This is a genomic window from Pseudomonas sp. FDAARGOS_380 (assembly GCF_002591235.1).
Taxonomy (GTDB): Bacteria; Pseudomonadota; Gammaproteobacteria; order Pseudomonadales; family Pseudomonadaceae; genus Aquipseudomonas; species Aquipseudomonas salmasensis.
Genome location: NZ_CP023969.1, coordinates 3,086,472 through 3,103,376, shown reverse-complemented (window position 1 = coordinate 3,103,376; position 16,905 = coordinate 3,086,472). Strand labels below are relative to the sequence as shown.

The window sequence follows — 16,905 nt, the reverse complement described above, 5'->3', positions numbered from 1 at the left end:
TTTCGATGCTTGCCATCCCTCAGTCTCGCGGTTAGGGTTGACTGCATGAAAACCTCTCACACCCTCATTCAGCTCCGCCAGCACCGCAGCCTGTGCCTCGTCAGCGCACGACTGCCAGGCTGAATCGATCTGCCTCGTCTTCACGTTTTATCCCCAATAACAGTGCTACGGCAGGCCGCCTTTTCTCGGCCCCTACAACCAAGGATTTCCCGATGAGCATGCTCAAAGACCCGTCTTCGAAATACCGCGCGTTCCCGACCATCGACATCCCGGACCGTACCTGGCCGTCGAAAACCATTACCCAAGCGCCGATCTGGTGCAGCTCCGACCTGCGTGATGGCAACCAGTCGCTGATCGAGCCAATGGACGCGGTGAAAAAGCTGCGCTTCTGGAAGACCCTGGTGGCCGTTGGCGTGAAGGAAATCGAAGCCTCGTTCCCGGCCGCTTCGCAAACCGACTTCGACTTTGTGCGCACTCTGATCGAAGACAACCACATCCCCGAGGACACCACCATCCAGGTGCTGACCCAGGGCCGTGAAGACTTGATCGCACGCACCTTCGAATCCCTGCGCGGTGCCAAGAAAGCCATTGTGCATTTGTACAATGCCACTTCGCCGTCGTTCCGCCGCATCGTGTTCAACCAGGACAAGGACGGCATCAAGGCCATCGCAGTCAACGCGGCCAAGCTGTTCGTCAAGTACGCTGCCCAGCAGCCGGAAACCCAGTGGACCTTTGAATACTCCCCAGAGACGTTCAGCGCCACTGAGCTGGAGTTCGCCAAGGAAGTCTGCGACGCGGTGATCGAGGTGTGGAACCCGACGCCTGAGCACAAGATGATCCTCAACCTGCCCGCCACGGTTGAATGCGCCACCCCTAACATCTACGCCGACCAGATCGAGTGGTTCGGTCGCCATATCAACCGTCGTGACAGCGTGATCATCAGCCTGCACACCCACAATGACCGCGGCACTGGCGTGGCGGCCACCGAGTTGGGCCTGATGGCCGGCGCCGACCGTGTGGAAGGCTGCCTGTTTGGCAACGGCGAGCGTACCGGTAACGTCGATCTGGTCACCGTGGCGCTGAACATGTACACCCAGGGCCTGGACCCGCAGTTGGACTTCTCCGACATTGACGGCGTGCGCAAAGTGGTTGAGGAGTGCAACCAGATCCAGGTGCATCCACGTCACCCGTATGTCGGCGACCTGGTGCATACCGCGTTCTCCGGCTCGCACCAGGACGCGATCCGTAAAGGCTTCTCCCAGCAGAAAGACGATGCCTTGTGGGAAGTGCCGTACTTGCCGATCGACCCGGCGGATATTGGCCGCAGCTACGAGGCGGTGATCCGCGTGAACAGCCAGTCGGGCAAGGGCGGCATCGCCTACCTGCTGGAGCAGGAATACGACATCAGCTTGCCGCGTCGCATGCAGATCGAGTTCAGCCAGGTGGTGCAGGCCGAAACCGACCGCGTGGGCCTGGAGATGACCGCGCCACAGATCTACGCCTTGCTGCAGCGTGAATACCTGCAAGCCAACACGCCGTATGCGTTGGTCAGCCACCGCCTGCAGGAAGAGAACGGCAACAGTTTTGTCGAGGTTGAAGTCTCGGGCAAAGGCCAGGGCGAAACCAATCTGCACTGGAAAGGCAAAGGCAACGGAGCGTTGGAAGCCTTGGTGGCCGGCTTGCCGATTGGCGTGGAGATCATGGACTACAACGAGCATGCGATTGGTGCGGGTACCAATGCCAAGGCGGCGGCTTACATTGAGCTGCGCGTGAACGGCGAACGCCCGGTGCATGGTGTGGGGATCGATGAAAACATCACTACCGCCAGCTTCAAGGCGCTGTTCAGTGCGCTGAACCGTTCGCTGAGCCAGTTGGAAGCCAAAGCGGCGTAGAGCTTAGCGCTGCAATGCAAAAGGCCCCTGGGTGTGAATCCAGGGGCCTTCTCGTTTCAATACCTTGTAGGAGCGAGCTTGCTCGCGAAAAACCCAAAGGCACCGCTGGCAACCTGATAACGCTGCGTTATCGTTGGCGCTTTTCGCGAGCAAGCTCGCTCCTACAGGAACTGAAAGCTATCGGCATCCAGGTTCGCCGGGAACCGTGTGCGGTAAGCCGCCAGCTCCGCCGCATCCAGGATCACCTGGAACACCCCATCCGCCTCCCCTGCACTCAGCAACGTCTCACCCTGGAAATCCAGCACCTGGCTATCGCCGGTGTAGGCAAAGCCCTTGCCGTCGGTGCCTACACGATTCACCGCCGCCACATAGCACAGGTTTTCAATCGCCCGTGCCGGCAACAGCCGATTCCAATGCTGACGCCGAGCACCCGGCCAGTTGGCGGTGTACAGCAGCAGGTCCGTATCCTGGGCGTCGCGGCTCCACACCGGGAAGCGCAGGTCATAGCAGATCAACGGGCGAATGCGCCAACCCTTCAATTCGAACTGTACCTGGCGTTCACCTGGGGTGTAGTGGTCATGCTCACCGGCCATGCGGAACAGGTGGCGCTTGTCGTAATGCAACACCTCGCCATCCGGCCGCGCCCACAGCAGGCGGTTGCGGTGGCTGCCATCGGCGGCCTGGATGATCACACTGCCCGTTATCACGGCCTGATACTTTGCCGCTTGGGCCTGGAGCCAATGATGGGTGGGGCCGTTTTCCGGCTCGGCAAGGGCTTCTGATTCCATGGAAAACCCTGTGGTGAACATCTCCGGCAGCACGATCAAGTCGGCGCCTTTGGCCTGCTCCAGCAGCAACTCAAAGTGTTCGAAATTGGCCTGGCGGTCATGCCAGGCCAGGCTCGTCTGCACCAGGGCAATGTTCAGATTCGGCAATGTACTCAGATCACGCATAGTTTTTGCGCCGCATGTCGCAGCGTCTCCTCGCGTTTGGCAAAGCACAGGCGCACCAGGCGCTGGCCTTGGGGTGGGTGCTGGTAGAACACCGAAACCGGAATGGTCGCCACGCCATGTTCGCGGGTCATCCACAGGGACATGGCCACGTCATCCAGGTCTGGGCGAATCTGCGAGTAATCCACCAGTTGGAAGTAAGTGCCGGTCACCCGGGTGAAGCTCAAGCGCGATGGCGCCAACAGGTCGCAGAACAAGTCCCGCTTGGCCTGATAGAAGGCCGGCAGTTCTTCGACATGTTCCGGGTGTTCGGCCATGAAGTCCGCCAAAGCGTACTGCAAAGGGGTGACGCCGCAGAAGTTGACATATTGATGCACCTTGCGCAGTTCGGCGCTAAGGGCCGGTGGCGCGACCACGTAGCCGGTCTTCCAGCCTGTGACGTGATAGGTCTTGCCGAATGAGCTGACCACGAACGCGCGCTGATACAGCTCCTCATGGGCCAATACACTGACATGGGGTACACCGTCGAACACCAGGTGCTCGTAGACCTCATCGCTGACCAGGTAGATATCGCGGTCGCGGATCAGTTCGGCCAACTGGTCCAGCTCGGCACGGCTGATCAAGGCGCCGGTGGGGTTGTGCGGGCTATTGAGGATGATCATGCGCGTACGCGGTGAAAGCGCAGCCTTGAGTTTCTCGAAGTCCAGGGCGAAGCCTTGCAGGCTCAGTTGCACATGCACGCAACGACCACCGGCCAGTTCAACCGAAGGCTCGTAGCTGTCGTAGCTGGGGTCGAACACGATGACTTCATCGCCGCTGCGAATCACCGCCTGGATCGCGCAGAAGATCGCTTCGGTGGCGCCAGGCGTGATGGTCACTTCAGTGTCCGCATTCACGGTGGCGCCATAGCTGCGGGCAATCTTGGCCGCCACTTGCTGGCGCAGTACCGGCAGGCCAGTCATGGGGGCGTACTGGTTATGGCCGAGGGCGATGTGCTTGCCCACCGCATCGAGCAAACCCTGCGGGCCATTGAAATCGGGAAAACCCTGGGACAGGTTGAGCGCGCCGGTTTCGGCGGCGAGTTGCGACATGGTGGTGAAAATGGTCGTGCCGACGTTTGGCAGCTTACTGGTGATCATCAAAAGCCCCTGCAGGTGAGCCCCAAGTTTTAAGCTGCCTATTGCATCGGGTCAAGGCACAAACGGTCGCGCACAAAAAAGGGCTCCAAAGGAGCCCTTTTTTGCAGCGTGCCGCTTACCACTCAAAGCTGCCGTTATTTCTTGTCACGGCGCTTCTTGTCGGCCTTCTTGTGGTGAGTCATCAAACGACGCTTCTTGTTCACCTGACGGTCGGTCAGTGTGTTCTTGTTGCCTTCGTATGGGTTATCGCCACCTTTGAACTCGATACGGATCGGCGTACCGACCAGCTTCAAGACACGGCGGTAGGTGTTTTCCAGGTAACGCACGTAGGACTTGGGCACCTTCTCGATCTGGTTACCGTGAATCACGATAATCGGCGGGTTGGCACCACCCAAGTGGGCGTAACGCAGTTTGATTCGGCGGTTGTTGACCATCGGCGGTGCGTGCTCGCCCACCGCGTCTTCCAGGATCTGGGTGAGGCGGTTGGTCGGCCAGCGGGTGACCGCAGACTTGAACGAGTTCTGTACGGACGCGTAGAGGTTGCCCACGCCAGTGCCGTGCAGTGCCGAGATAAAGTGGATATCGGCGAACTCGACGAAGAACAAGCGGCGTTGCAGCTCGATCTTGACGAAATCACGCTCGCTCGGCGTCATGCCGTCCCACTTGTTGATCGCGATCACCAGCGCGCGACCGGCTTCCAGGGCAAAGCCCAGCAAGTTGAGGTCGTGGTCCACCACGCCTTCGCGGGCGTCCATCACGAAGATCACCACGTTGGCGTCTTTGATGGCTTGCAGGGTTTTGACCACGGAGAACTTTTCAACTTCTTCGTGGATCTTGCCGCGCTTGCGCACACCGGCGGTGTCGATCAGCGTGTACTTTTCCTCGTTGCGTTCGAACGGGATGTAGATGCTGTCGCGGGTGGTACCGGGCTGGTCGTAGACGATAACGCGGTCTTCACCGAGCATACGGTTGACCAGGGTCGACTTGCCGACGTTCGGACGGCCAATGATGGCGATCTTGATACCGTCTTTTTCGCTCGGGCCCGGAATGCGCTTGGCTTCCTCGCCCTCTGCAACGATCTCTTCTTCGCCTTCTTCTTCCTCGACGTCATCCTTGGGGAAGTCGCGCAGGGCGATTTCCAGCATCTGGGTGATGCCACGACCGTGAGCACCGGCGACCGGGATCGCGTCGCCCAGGCCCATCGGGCTGAATTCGGCACGGGCCGCCTCAGGATCGATGTTGTCGATCTTGTTGGCGACCAGATAGGAACGCTTGTTGCGCTTGCGCAGGTGCTCGCCAATCATCTGGTCGGCAGCGGTGTAGCCCGCACGGGCGTCCACCAGGAACAGCACCACATCGGCTTCTTCGATAGCGAGCAGCGACTGCTCGGCCATCTTTTCGTCCATGCCATGCTCGTCACCGGAGATACCACCGGTGTCGACAATAATATAGGAGCGCCCTTGCCACTTTGCCTCACCGTATTGGCGATCACGGGTCAGACCGGACAAGTCGCCGACAATGGCGTCGCGAGTCCTGGTCAGGCGGTTGAACAAGGTGGACTTGCCGACGTTAGGTCGGCCCACCAGGGCGATTACGGGAACCATGCGGCTCTCCACTTCGTTATTTCAGAAAATACAAAAGCCGCTGCAGGGCAGCGGCTGGTGCTCGGGGCGGCATTTGAAATGCCACATGCCCTGCTCTGGCACTACTACTGTAGGAGCGAGCTTGCTCGCGAAAAACCCGAGAACGACGCGTTTATCCAGAAAACCCGCGTTATCGTTGACGTCCTTCGCGAGCAAGCTCGCTCCTACACAGAGCATTGAAGCAGGGCCGCCTGGGGGTTACCCCAAGCATAGTCAAACCTTTACTTGATGGTCAGGGCTTCCAGCTTGCCGCCGTTGCCATACACATAAAGCATGTTACCCACCACCAGCGGACGCGCACGCAGGCCGTCGCTGTCGATACGCTGGCGACCGACAAAACGACCGTCTACCTGGCTCAGCAGGTGCAGGTAGCCTTCGAAGTCACCCACCGCCACGTAGCTGGAGAAGACTTCCGGTGCCGACAGTTGACGGCGAGCCAGGGAGTCATTGCTCCAAAGTGCAGTGGTGGAACGCTCATCGACACTTTCAACGGTGCCGGATGCCAGGCTCACATAGACGCTGCCAAACCCTTGGGCGACACCCGCATAGCTGGAAGCATCACGCTGCCAGTTGATGCGACCGCTTTGCAGGTCCAACGCGGCAACACGGCCCTGGTAGGTGGCGACGTAGATCGTTTCACCCGACAGCAGCAAGCCGCCGTCGATGTCTACAACGCGATCCAGCTCGGAACGACCTTGCGGGATGGCCACACGAGTTTCCCAAGCCGGCACGCCGTTCTGGGTATTCAAGGCAACCACTTTACCGGTCGACAGGCCTGCAACGGCCAGGTTGTTGGTCACAATCGGACCACTGGTACCGCGCAGGGTCAACACCGCAGGGGTGCTGTCGTACAACCAGCGTTGGTCACCGGTGGAGGCATCCAGGCCGATCACGCGGTCGTCCTGGGTTTGCACCACGACGATATCGCCGTTGGTCGCCGGTGCCGAGAGCACTTCACTGGTCACGCGAGCGCGCCATTTCTCTTCACCGGTGCTGGAGTCCAGCGCGACCACGTCACCCTTGAGCGTACCGATCAGCACCATGCCGTAGCCGACGCCCACACCGCCGGAAACCGGCAGTTCGAGGTCTTTCTTCCACTTGACGTCGCCGTTCATGCGATCCATGGCAACTACTACGCCAGTGGAATCAGTGGCCACGATGTTGTCGCCGTCAATCGCCGGCTGCAACAGGTTATAGAGGTCGCCCTGCCCATCACCAATGGATTGGCTCCATTGTTTTTGCAGGACCACTTCTTCCTTGAAGCTGGTCAGCTCGGCAGGCGGCAGTTCTTTTTTGCTGTTGCTGCTGCAACCCGCGGCCAAAATGGCCAGAGCCAGCAATGCTGCATGTTTCCAACGGATCACGTCACGCATCCCCTTTGGCCAAGTCGTCGAGCTTGATTTGTAAGCCACCGACCGCCGCTTCATCAGACAGCGCCGCCTTGGCTTTTTGGTACGCAGCATAGGCTTCGTCGGTACGACCCAATTGGACCAACAGGTCGCCCTTGAGCTCTTCGCGAGTGGCCACGAATGCCTTGTCAGCATCGCCGTCGAGCAGTTTGAGTGCTTCGTCAGCCTTGTTCTGTGCCGCCAATACCTGTGCCAGGCGCTGACGTGCGATTTCACCCAGGGTCGGGTTGGTCGGCTTGTCGGCGATGGCCTTCAGCTCGGTGGCCGCGTCATCCAGCTTGCCGGTGTCGACCGCGACTTTCGCGACGAACAGGCTGCCGTACTGGGCGTAAGTGCTACCGCCGAATTCGTTCTTCAGCTTGCCGGCCAGGTCTGCTACCTGCGCAGGGTCAGGCTTGCCGTCCGGGGTCAGGGTAGTTTCCAGCAATTGCTGATAAACGATCGAGGCACCTTGGGACTGGTTGGCCTGATACTTGGTCCAGGCTTGCCAGCCGAACACCACCACTAGCGCCAGCAGGCCGCCTGTGACCAGGGGCTTGCCGTTACGCTGCCACCAGTCCTTGAAGTCGGCCAGTTGCTCATCATCAGTACTCGACACCCCAATACTCCTTAATCGCTAAATTCGGCTGTTCGACAGCTTCAACCCTGCACAACGCAGGTGGCCAAGTGCGCAGCGAGCGCATCAAAGGCAATGTTCTGTTGTTCGCCCTGGCCACGCAGGGGTTTGAAACCTATCACTTGCTGGGCCAGCTCGTCATCGCCGAGGATCAGTGCGTACAGCGCACCGCTCTTGTCGGCCTTCTTGAACTGGCTCTTGAAGCTACCAGCGCCGGCATTGACCTGCAGGCGCAGGCTCGGCAGTTGGTCACGTACTTTTTCGCTCAAGGCCAGGGCCGCCAGTTCGGCAGCCTCGCCGAAGGCGCACAGGTACACGTCTACCTGGCGGGAAATCTCTTGCGGGACCTGCTCCAGGGTTTCCAGCAGCAGGATCAGCCGCTCGATGCCCATGGCAAAGCCCACGCCCGTGGTCGGCTTGCCGCCCATTTGCTCGACCAGGCCGTCGTAGCGACCACCGGCACACACGGTACCCTGGGCGCCAAGCTTGTCGGTGACCCACTCGAACACGGTCTTGCTGTAGTAGTCGAGGCCACGCACCAGCTTGGGGTTGATCACGTAGGGAATACCGGCTGCATCCAGGCGAGCCTTGAGGCCCTCGAAGTGCACACGGGACTCGTCGTCCAGGTAATCGGCCATTTTCGGCGCATCGACCAGCACGGCCTGGGTGTCGGCGTTCTTGGTATCCAGGACGCGCAACGGGTTGGTCTTCAGACGGCGTTGGCTGTCTTCGTCCAGTTTGTCCAGGTGGGCCGACAGGTACTCGACCAGGGCTTCGCGATAACGCCCGCGGGACTCGCTGGTGCCCAGGCTGTTGAGTTCAAGCTTGACCGCGTCACGAATGCCCAACTGGCCCCATAGGCGCCAGGTCAGCACGATCAGCTCGGCGTCGATGTCCGGGCCGTCCAGGTTGAACACTTCGCAACCGATCTGGTGGAACTGGCGGTAACGGCCTTTCTGCGGGCGCTCGTGGCGGAACATCGGGCCGATGTACCACAGCTTCTGGGTCTGGCCACCACCGGTGATGCCATGTTCCAGTACGGCGCGCACGCACGCGGCAGTGCCTTCCGGACGCAGGGTCAGGGAGTCGCCGTTGCGGTCTTCAAAGGTGTACATCTCTTTTTCGACGATGTCGGTCACTTCACCGATGGAGCGCTTGAACAGTTCGGTGAACTCGACGATCGGCATGCGGATCTGCTTGTAACCGTAGTTATCCAGCAGGCGCGCGACCGTGCTTTCGAAGTAGCGCCACAGTGGCGTCTGCTCGGGCAGGATGTCGTTCATGCCACGAATGGCTTGCAGAGACTTGCTCACATCAGATCCTTAAATTCGGTCAATCAGCCGCGAGCGATCAGCGCTGCGTCAGCGGCGACCTTCTCGGCCGCTTTCTCGCGGATCAGCTTTTCCAGCTCATCCACCAGATTGTCATTCGTTAGCTTCTGCGACGGCTTGCCGTCGATGTAAATCAGGTTCGGTGTACCACCGGTCAGGCCCACGTGGGCCTCTTTGGCCTCACCCGGCCCGTTGACCACACAACCGATCACTGCGACATCCAGCGGCACCAGCAGGTCTTCGAGGCGCAACTCCAGGTCGTTCATGGTTTTCACCACGTCGAAGTTCTGCCGCGAGCAGCTCGGGCAGGCGATGAAGTTGATACCACGGGAACGCAAACGCAGGGATTTGAGAATGTCGTAACCGACTTTCACTTCCTCTACGGGGTCTGCCGCCAGGGAGATGCGAATAGTATCGCCAATCCCTTCGGCGAGCAGCATACCGAGACCCACCGCAGATTTCACCGTGCCTGAGCGCAAACCGCCCGCTTCGGTGATACCCAGGTGCAGCGGTTGCACGATTTCCTTGGCCAGCAGGCGATAGGCTTCTACGGCCATGAACACATCGGAGGCCTTTACGCTGACCTTGAAGTCCTGGAAATTCAGGCGTTCCAGGTGTTCAACATGGCGCAGTGCAGACTCAACCAGGGCTGCCGGCGTGGGCTCGCCGTATTTTTTTTGCAGGTCTTTTTCCAGGGAGCCGGCGTTGACGCCAATGCGGATCGGGATACCACGATCCCGGGCAGCGTCCACCACGGCACGCACGCGATCTTCACGCCCGATGTTGCCGGGGTTGATACGCAGGCAGTCCACACCCAACTCGGCCACGCGCAAGGCGATCTTGTAGTCGAAGTGAATATCGGCAACCAGTGGCACCTTGACCAACTGCTTGATACGACCAAAGGCCTCGGCTGCGTCCATGTCCGGAACGGACACCCGCACGATGTCCACGCCGGCAGCTTCCAGACGGTTGATCTGGGCCACGGTGGCGGCCACATCGTTGGTGTCGCTGTTGGTCATGCTCTGCACTGCGATGGGGGCGTCGCCACCCACCGGCACCGAGCCGACCCAGATCTTGCGCGATACGCGACGTTTGATTGGAGATTCGCCGTGCATGACTATTGTCCCAACTTGAGGCGAGCAGTCTCGCCACTGGTGAACGGCGCCACGTCTACAGGCTGGCCGTTGTAGGCCACTTGCGCGCCACGGGCGAAGCCCAGACGCAGCGTCAAAGGAGGCTTGCCGCCCTGGTCAAGCGTATCTCCCTTACGCTTCAAACCACTGAACAGCACTTTGCCGTTGCCATCGGTGACCTGCGTCCAGCAGTCAGCGATGAAGGTAATTTGTACGCGCCCGTCACCGGCGATCAATGCCGGGGTGGTGGGAGGCGACATCGCCGGCGCTGCGGGTGCGGCTGGCGCAGGGGTCGCAGGTGCTGGTGTCGGAACCACCGGAGCCTGGGCAACGGGTGCTGCCGGAGTGGTCGGAGTGGTCGGAGCAGCCGGGGCGGGTACCGCAGCCGTCGCAGCCGGGGCCGGGGCCGTGCCAGCGTCTGGCGCGGGTTGCTCGGCAGTGGCAGGCGCTTGCGGCGCGGCTTGCCCTTCTACCACGGCCTGGTCTTCCGGCTCGTCCAGGGGGTGAATCTGGGTGGTGCCGTCGGCGCTTTCGACTTCGACATGTTCCATGGCGTTGCTGGTCAGGTCTTTGTTGCGCTGGGAGGTCTGGTCTTGCCACCAGACAAAACCGCCGCCGACCACGGCAATCAGCAACAACAGGCTGACAATCCGCAAAATGGTGTGGGAAACCCGCGTTGGCTCTTCGATACGCCCCAACCCATGGACATTACTGCCCTGGGCGTCGGTACCGGTGAACTGGTCGAACTCCTGGACCAGCACGGCCTGGTCGATACCCAGCAATTTGGCATAGGCGCGGATATAGCCGCGGGCAAAGGTGTGCCCAGGCAGCTTGTCGAACGCGCCAGCTTCCAGGTTGGCCAGGGAGGTGCTGGTCAAATTGAGCTTGAGGGCCACTTCCGCCAGCGACCAACCATTGCTTTCGCGGGCCTGGCGCAAGGTTTCGCCTGGGTTGACGCGATTAGCTGCTACATCTTCCGGGTGCGCGGCTTTCATCATTGCTCCGACAGGTATTGCTGATATTCCGGCGTACCGGGATAGAGTCGTTCGAGTTGCTGGCCAAAACGTGCGGCCGTGTCGTGTTCTTCATGAACCGTCGCCAGGCGCACACCGAGCAATAGACTACGTGCATTTTGCCCGCTGAGCAGGCTAAAACGCTCGTAATAGTCACGTGCCGGCACATAATGCCTGTCTTCGTAAGACAACTCAGCCATTTCGAGCAATGCCCGTGGCTGGCGACTATTCAAATGCAGGGCTTTTTCCAGTTGCTGGCGGGCGCTGTCGCGTTGGCCGAGGCGCATCGAGGTCACACCGAGGTTCTCGAACACCCGCGAACGCTGCGGGTAGAGGGTATCGGTGGAAGCTTGCTGGAAATAACGTGACGCCAGGTCATACCGCTTCTGCTCGAACAGGAAACTGCCGTAGTTGTTCAGCAGCCGCGGGTCGGCAGGACGGGAGGCCAGGGCCTTGTGAAAATAGCGGTCGGCCAGCTCGGGCTCGGCCTGGGCCTGAAACACCAGGGCCAGCGCGGCATTGGCATCGGCATCATCGGCGTCCAGCTCCAGGGCCTTTTTCAACGGCACCTTGGCCTGCTCGCTCATGCCTTGGCGCAGATACCCCAAGCCCAGTTGCACATAGGCAACTCGCGCCTCATCACGGCCTTTATCAGTGCGCAACGGGCTGTCATGGCCCGATGAAACGCAACCGGCCACCAGGCCGGTAAAGAGTAAAAGCAGCGCAAGGCGCAAGGGCATAGAGATCCTCTCTCAGATTCGATTCACAGCGATTTGCGGTAAATCTTCAGCGGCGTTAAGTTCGCGCACGGCGATATAACGTTCACTGCGGCGGGTGCGGTCCATCACCTGCCCTACCAATTGGCCACACGCGGCATCGATGTCTTCACCACGGGTGGTTCGCACAGTGACGTTATAGCCGGCCTGGTGCAGTTGATCCTGGAAACGACGGATGGCGTTGTTGCTCGGCCGCTCGTAGCCAGAATGGGGAAACGGGTTGAACGGGATCAAGTTGATCTTGCACGGGGTGTCCTTGAGCAATTCGATCATCTCGACCGCGTGCTCCAGCTTGTCGTTGACGTCCTTGAGCATGGTGTACTCAATGGTCAACACTCGCTTCTCACCCAGGGTCGCCATATAACGCTGGCACGACTCGAGCAACATCTTAAGCGGATACTTCTTGTTGATCGGCACCAATTGGTTACGCAATGCGTCATTAGGTGCGTGCAGCGACAACGCAAGGGAGACGTCGATGTGCTTGGCCAGCTCATCGATCATCGGTACCACGCCGGAGGTCGACAGGGTCACACGGCGCTTGGAGATGCCGTAGCCCAGGTCGTCCATCATCAGGTGCATGGCCGCAATCACGTTGTCGAAGTTCAGCAGCGGCTCACCCATGCCCATCATCACCACGTTGGTGATGGCACGGTCGACGGTCGCCGGGACGCTGCCAAAGGATTTGTTGGCAATCCACACCTGGCCGATAACTTCAGCGGCGGTGAGGTTGCTATTGAAGCCTTGCTTGCCGGTGGAGCAGAAACTGCAGTCCAGGGCACAGCCTGCCTGGGACGAAACGCACAAAGTGCCGCGTTTGCCCTGGGGAATGTACACGGTCTCGACACAGCTGCCAGACGCCACGCGCACGACCCACTTACGGGTACCGTCGCTGGAGATGTCCTCGCTGACCACTTCGGGACCACGCACCTCGGCAATGGCCTTGAGCTTGTCGCGCAGGGCCTTGCTGACGTTCGTCATGGCGTCGAAATCGTCGACGCCAAAGTGGTGAATCCACTTCATTACCTGACCGGCACGGAAACGCTTCTCCCCGATTGAGTCGAAGAATTTCTCCATTTCCGGCTGAGTCAGACCCAGCAGGTTGGTTTTAACAGTCGATGTAGTCATGGATTCACCCTCACTCTTTAAGCCGATGCTTAGCGAGCGGTTACTTCAGTAGCAGCGAAAAAGTACGAGATTTCGCGAGCAGCAGCAGCTTCGGAGTCCGAGCCGTGAACAGCGTTGGCGTCGATGGATTCAGCGAAGTCAGCACGGATGGTGCCGGCAGCCGCTTCTTTAGGGTTGGTAGCGCCCATCAGCTCACGGTTCAGAGCGATGGCGTTTTCGCCTTCCAGAACCTGAACAACAACAGGACCGGAGATCATGAAGGCAACCAGGTCGCCGAAGAAGCCACGAGCGCTGTGCTCAGCGTAGAAGCCTTCAGCTTCAGCCTTGGACAGTTGCTTGAGTTTCGAAGCTACAACCTTCAGGCCGGCTTTTTCGAAACGAGTGGTGATCTCGCCGATGACGTTTTTTGCAACAGCGTCAGGCTTGATGATGGAGAAAGTACGTTGAACAGCCATGGTGTAACTCCAGAAACGGTAATTTACGAAAAATTAAACCCGCGAATTATACGCGGGTTATTGGGTATTGCCTAACTGCGTGAGGGAGGCGTCAGTCCTGTTCTTCTTTCCAGGCAGTCTGGATAGCTTCCAAGACCTTTTCACCGCCACGATCACGCTCATCTTCGAACCCGGGCAATGCCATGACCATGTCACGCAAAGCTACAAAGTTCAGGGAGTAAGGATCCAAATCCGGGTTGCCATCAGCCAACAGGATAGCGATCTCTTGTACATCAACCCATTTAAGACTCATGACACTTCCTTGAATCAATGCGGCGCTTCGGCCGCATGGTTAAGCGAATATTTCGGGATTTCGACGGTGAGGTCTTCAGTCCCCACTTTTGCCTGGCAACTCAGGCGCGACGTCGGCTCCAGGCCCCACGCCCGATCAAGATAGTCTTCTTCCAGGTCGTCAGCCTCATTGAGGCTGTCGAAACCTTTACGAATGATGCAGTGACAGGTGGTGCAGGCATTGACGCCGCCACAGGCACTTTCGATCTCGATATGGTTGTCATGCGCGACGTCGAGCAGGGACTTGCCGGTCTCAGCCTCCACGACCATGCCCTCAGGGCAATGCTCGGCGTGCGGTAGAAAAGTGACCTGCGGCATCAGTTATTCCTCAATTTCATTCAGGTTGCGGCCCGCCAGCGCGGCTTTAACCGTCTGATCCATACGGCGGGCGGCAAAGGCATCAGTCACTTGCGACAGGCGCTTGGTCTGTTGCTCGATGGCGTAGCCATCGTTGCCTTTCATCAGTTCGGCCAGTTCTTGCATCTGCAGGTCAATGACCATGCGCTCTTCGGCATCCAGCAGGCGTTCGCCATCGGCTTCAAGGGCACCCTGCACCGCTTCGAGCAGGCGCTGGGCATCCACTTGTTGCTCGCGCAATACGCGGGCGACTTTGTCGTCACCGGCATACTGGAACGAATCCTTGAGCATCTTGGCGATTTCGCCATCGGTGAGACCGTAGGACGGCTTCACCTGGATGCTGGCTTCAACGCCCGAGGCCAGTTCGCGCGCTGCGACACTGAGTAAGCCATCGGCATCGACCTGGAAGGTCACGCGAATCTTGGCGGCACCGGCAACCATCGCTGGAATGCCACGCAACTCAAAGCGCGCCAGGGAGCGGCAGTCGCTGATCAGCTCGCGCTCACCTTGCAGCACATGAATCATCATGGCTGTCTGGCCGTCTTTGTAGGTGGTGAAGTCCTGGGCACGTGCGACGGGGATGGTGGTGTTACGCGGAATCACCTTCTCCATCAGGCCGCCCATGGTTTCCAGGCCCAGGGACAACGGGATCACGTCGAGCAACAGCAATTCGCCGCCATCGCGCTTGTTACCCGCCAGGGTATCGGCCTGGATGGCAGCGCCGATGGCGACGACTTGATCCGGGTCGATTTCGGTCAATGGTTGACGCCCAAAGGCCTCGGCGACCGCTTCACGCACGCGCGGCACGCGGGTGGAACCGCCGACCATGACCACTGCACCGACGTCTTCCAACTCGATACCGGAATCACGCACAGCACGACGGCAGGCCTTGAGGCTGCGGGCGACCATCGGCTCGATCAGCGCATCAAAGGCTTCGCGGGTCAGCTGTGCCGACCAGTCACCGTAGGACACTTCAACAGAAGCAGCGTCAGTCAACGCCTCTTTGGCCGCGCAGGCCGTTTGCAGCAGGTTGCGCTGCGCGCCTGGGTCCAGGTCGGCCGACAAGCCGGCACTGCTGATGATCCAGCCAGCAATGGCGTGATCGAAATCATCACCACCCAGGGCGCTGTCGCCGCCGGTCGCGAGCACTTCAAACACACCGCCGGTTAGGCGCAGGATCGAAATATCGAAGGTGCCGCCGCCCAGGTCATAAATAGCGACCAGGCCTTCAGCGTGCTGATCGAGGCCGTAGGCCACCGCCGCCGCAGTCGGCTCGTTGAGCAGGCGCAGCACGTTGAGGCCAGCAAGCTTCGCTGCATCCTTGGTGGCTTGGCGCTGGGCGTCGTCGAAATACGCCGGAACAGTGATCACCGCCCCTACCAGCTCACCGCCCAGGGTGCTTTCTGCACGCTGGCGCAGCACCTTGAGGATATCGGCCGACACTTCCACCGGGCTCTTGGGCCCCTGGACGGTGTCGATGAACGGCATATGGGATTCACCGCCGACAAAGCGGTACGGCAGTTGGTCGCCCAATTGCTTGACGTCGGACAACCCACGACCCATCAAGCGCTTGACCGACAACACCGTGTTCAAGGGGTCTGCGGACGCGGCCAGCTTGGCCGATTCGCCCACTTCGATGCGGTCGGCGTGATAACGCACGGCGGACGGCAGGATCACCTGACCATCGGCATCGGGCAGTGGCTCGGACAGGCCGCTGCGCAAGGCAGCAACCAGGGAATTGGTGGTGCCCAGGTCAATCCCGACCGCCAGGCGACGCTGGTGCGGTTGAGGGCTTTGGCCGGGTTCGGCGATTTGCAGTAGAGCCATGGTAATCAGGTCTTATCTGTCTATCAGGCGTGCATCACGGGCAGCACTGGGTTAATCGTCGAGGCGCTCTTCTAGCTGGCGCACTTCGTAGGTGAGCTTGTCGAGAAACTGCATGCGCCGCATCAGGCGTTCGGCCTGTTCGCGTTGCGCCGCATCATCCCAACAGGCTGCGAAGCTTTCGTTGAGCTCATCCTGGGCCGCCTTCAGACGGCGCTTGAAGACCGCGACGCCAGCCACATCGGCTTCGTCCTGCAAGTCTTCGAGCTCTTCGCGCCACTGCATCTGCTGCATCAGGAAGTCCGGGTCATGCACGGTGACTTCCATCGGCAACTCACCACCCTTCATCGCCAGTAAATAACGGGCGCGTTTCGGGGGGCTTTTGAGCGTCTGATAGGCTTCGTTGAGGCTGGCCGATTGCTCCAGCGCCAAGCGTTGCTCACGCTCGGAAGCGTCGGCGAAGCGGTCCGGATGCACGCCACGCGCCAACTCACGGTAGCGCGTAGCAAGCTGCTCAAGGTCCAGCCGAAAGCTCGGCTGCAGCTCGAATAAAGCGAAATGACAAGGAGTACCCACGAGTAGCCTCAGATGTTGAAGCTTTCGCCGCAGCCACATTCACCGCGCACGTTAGGGTTGTTGAACTTGAAGCCTTCGTTCAACCCTTCCTTGACGAAATCGAGTTCGGTGCCGTCCAGGTAGGTCAGGCTTTTCGGGTCGATAATCACCTTTTCGCCGTGACTTTCGAACACCTGATCCTCTGCAACCACCTCGTCGACAAACTCCAGCACGTAGGCAAGGCCGGAACAGCCCGTGGTGCGTACACCCAGACGAATCCCCTCACCTTTACCGCGCCCATTCAGGGAGCGGCGAATGTGCTGCGCAGCCGCTTCTGTCATGCTGATAGCCATCGTT

17 protein-coding genes are annotated in these 16,905 nt (G+C 59.8%); 1 reads left to right on the top strand and 16 read right to left on the bottom strand.

Annotation, left to right across the window (positions count from 1 at the left end):
- The first annotated feature begins 212 nt into the window (after positions 1 to 212).
- A complete protein-coding gene (gene leuA, locus CRN80_RS14655) occupies positions 213 to 1,892 on the top strand; it encodes a 2-isopropylmalate synthase (RefSeq protein WP_014719812.1) in 1,680 nt (559 codons plus the stop codon).
- 161 nt (positions 1,893 to 2,053) lie between these two features.
- On the opposite strand, the gene CRN80_RS14650 is transcribed toward leuA, so the two are convergent.
- The 16 genes from CRN80_RS14650 to iscA form a co-directional block, all read right to left on the bottom strand.
- Positions 2,054 to 2,845, bottom strand: coding sequence for an amidohydrolase (locus tag CRN80_RS14650; protein ID WP_098952618.1), 792 nt, complete (start codon positions 2,843 to 2,845; stop codon positions 2,054 to 2,056).
- Complete coding sequence (locus tag CRN80_RS14645) at positions 2,833 to 3,981, bottom strand: pyridoxal phosphate-dependent aminotransferase (RefSeq protein WP_044268085.1); 1,149 nt, start codon at positions 3,979 to 3,981, stop codon at positions 2,833 to 2,835. The genes CRN80_RS14650 and CRN80_RS14645 overlap by 13 nt, the downstream gene beginning before the upstream one ends.
- A 134-nt stretch (positions 3,982 to 4,115) precedes the next feature.
- Complete coding sequence (der, locus tag CRN80_RS14640; protein WP_003194008.1) at positions 4,116 to 5,585, bottom strand: ribosome biogenesis GTPase Der; 1,470 nt, start codon at positions 5,583 to 5,585, stop codon at positions 4,116 to 4,118.
- Positions 5,586 to 5,845: 260 nt separating this feature from the next.
- Positions 5,846 to 6,997, bottom strand: coding sequence for an outer membrane protein assembly factor BamB (bamB, locus tag CRN80_RS14630; protein WP_032895394.1), 1,152 nt, complete (start codon positions 6,995 to 6,997; stop codon positions 5,846 to 5,848).
- On the bottom strand, positions 6,990 to 7,631 hold the full coding sequence (locus CRN80_RS14625; protein ID WP_032895393.1) for a YfgM family protein: 642 nt from the start codon (positions 7,629 to 7,631) through the stop codon (positions 6,990 to 6,992). The genes bamB and CRN80_RS14625 overlap by 8 nt, the downstream gene beginning before the upstream one ends.
- A gap of 41 nt (positions 7,632 to 7,672) precedes the next feature.
- On the bottom strand, positions 7,673 to 8,962 hold the full coding sequence (hisS, locus tag CRN80_RS14620; protein WP_032895392.1) for a histidine--tRNA ligase: 1,290 nt from the start codon (positions 8,960 to 8,962) through the stop codon (positions 7,673 to 7,675).
- A 23-nt stretch (positions 8,963 to 8,985) separates the two neighbouring features.
- On the bottom strand, positions 8,986 to 10,095 hold the full coding sequence (gene ispG / locus CRN80_RS14615; protein ID WP_003175952.1) for a flavodoxin-dependent (E)-4-hydroxy-3-methylbut-2-enyl-diphosphate synthase: 1,110 nt from the start codon (positions 10,093 to 10,095) through the stop codon (positions 8,986 to 8,988).
- Positions 10,096 to 10,097: 2 nt separating this feature from the next.
- A complete protein-coding gene (locus CRN80_RS14610; protein WP_098950432.1) occupies positions 10,098 to 11,108 on the bottom strand; it encodes a RodZ family helix-turn-helix domain-containing protein in 1,011 nt (336 codons plus the stop codon).
- Entirely contained in the window at positions 11,108 to 11,866 is a 759-nt protein-coding gene (gene pilW / locus CRN80_RS14605; protein ID WP_032895390.1) for a type IV pilus biogenesis/stability protein PilW, read from the bottom strand. The genes CRN80_RS14610 and pilW overlap by 1 nt, the downstream gene beginning before the upstream one ends.
- Before the next feature lie 12 nt (positions 11,867 to 11,878).
- Positions 11,879 to 13,027: a 23S rRNA (adenine(2503)-C(2))-methyltransferase RlmN gene (gene rlmN, locus CRN80_RS14600; protein WP_003194014.1), complete on the bottom strand. Its 1,149-nt coding sequence runs from the start codon at positions 13,025 to 13,027 to the stop codon at positions 11,879 to 11,881.
- 29 nt (positions 13,028 to 13,056) lie between these two features.
- Positions 13,057 to 13,482 (bottom strand): nucleoside-diphosphate kinase, encoded by a 426-nt coding sequence (gene ndk, locus CRN80_RS14595; RefSeq protein ID WP_003175956.1) that lies wholly within the window; start codon positions 13,480 to 13,482, stop codon positions 13,057 to 13,059.
- 91 nt (positions 13,483 to 13,573) lie between these two features.
- Positions 13,574 to 13,774 carry a Fe-S cluster assembly protein IscX gene (gene iscX, locus CRN80_RS14590; protein WP_003194015.1) on the bottom strand — a complete coding sequence of 67 codons (201 nt, stop codon included), beginning with the start codon at positions 13,772 to 13,774 and terminating at the stop codon, positions 13,574 to 13,576.
- A gap of 14 nt (positions 13,775 to 13,788) precedes the next feature.
- On the bottom strand, positions 13,789 to 14,130 hold the full coding sequence (gene fdx, locus CRN80_RS14585; protein WP_032895388.1) for an ISC system 2Fe-2S type ferredoxin: 342 nt from the start codon (positions 14,128 to 14,130) through the stop codon (positions 13,789 to 13,791).
- A 3-nt stretch (positions 14,131 to 14,133) separates the two neighbouring features.
- Positions 14,134 to 15,996 (bottom strand): Fe-S protein assembly chaperone HscA, encoded by a 1,863-nt coding sequence (gene hscA, locus CRN80_RS14580; RefSeq protein ID WP_032895387.1) that lies wholly within the window; start codon positions 15,994 to 15,996, stop codon positions 14,134 to 14,136.
- 51 nt (positions 15,997 to 16,047) lie between these two features.
- Positions 16,048 to 16,569, bottom strand: a complete 522-nt coding sequence (gene hscB / locus CRN80_RS14575) for a co-chaperone HscB (protein ID WP_065892372.1) — start codon at positions 16,567 to 16,569, stop codon at positions 16,048 to 16,050.
- A gap of 8 nt (positions 16,570 to 16,577) precedes the next feature.
- Complete coding sequence (gene iscA / locus CRN80_RS14570; RefSeq protein WP_003175963.1) at positions 16,578 to 16,901, bottom strand: iron-sulfur cluster assembly protein IscA; 324 nt, start codon at positions 16,899 to 16,901, stop codon at positions 16,578 to 16,580.
- Positions 16,902 to 16,905: the final 4 nt, after the last annotated feature.

Bases quoted from the DNA above. Each gene is read 5' to 3' on its own strand.
- leuA (WP_014719812.1), top strand. From the start codon at position 213: ATGAGCATGCTCAAAGACCCGTCTTCGAAATACCGCGCGTTCCCGACC.
- CRN80_RS14650 (WP_098952618.1), bottom strand. From the start codon at position 2,845: ATGCGTGATCTGAGTACATTGCCGAATCTGAACATTGCCCTGGTGCAG.
- CRN80_RS14645 (WP_044268085.1), bottom strand. From the start codon at position 3,981: ATGATCACCAGTAAGCTGCCAAACGTCGGCACGACCATTTTCACCACC.
- der (WP_003194008.1), bottom strand. From the start codon at position 5,585: ATGGTTCCCGTAATCGCCCTGGTGGGCCGACCTAACGTCGGCAAGTCC.
- bamB (WP_032895394.1), bottom strand. From the start codon at position 6,997: ATGCGTGACGTGATCCGTTGGAAACATGCAGCATTGCTGGCTCTGGCC.
- ispG (WP_003175952.1), bottom strand. From the start codon at position 10,095: ATGCACGGCGAATCTCCAATCAAACGTCGCGTATCGCGCAAGATCTGG.
- CRN80_RS14610 (WP_098950432.1), bottom strand. From the start codon at position 11,108: ATGAAAGCCGCGCACCCGGAAGATGTAGCAGCTAATCGCGTCAACCCA.
- pilW (WP_032895390.1), bottom strand. From the start codon at position 11,866: ATGCCCTTGCGCCTTGCGCTGCTTTTACTCTTTACCGGCCTGGTGGCC.
- rlmN (WP_003194014.1), bottom strand. From the start codon at position 13,027: ATGACTACATCGACTGTTAAAACCAACCTGCTGGGTCTGACTCAGCCG.
- ndk (WP_003175956.1), bottom strand. From the start codon at position 13,482: ATGGCTGTTCAACGTACTTTCTCCATCATCAAGCCTGACGCTGTTGCA.
- iscX (WP_003194015.1), bottom strand. From the start codon at position 13,774: ATGAGTCTTAAATGGGTTGATGTACAAGAGATCGCTATCCTGTTGGCT.
- fdx (WP_032895388.1), bottom strand. From the start codon at position 14,130: ATGCCGCAGGTCACTTTTCTACCGCACGCCGAGCATTGCCCTGAGGGC.
- hscA (WP_032895387.1), bottom strand. From the start codon at position 15,996: ATGGCTCTACTGCAAATCGCCGAACCCGGCCAAAGCCCTCAACCGCAC.
- iscA (WP_003175963.1), bottom strand. From the start codon at position 16,901: ATGGCTATCAGCATGACAGAAGCGGCTGCGCAGCACATTCGCCGCTCC.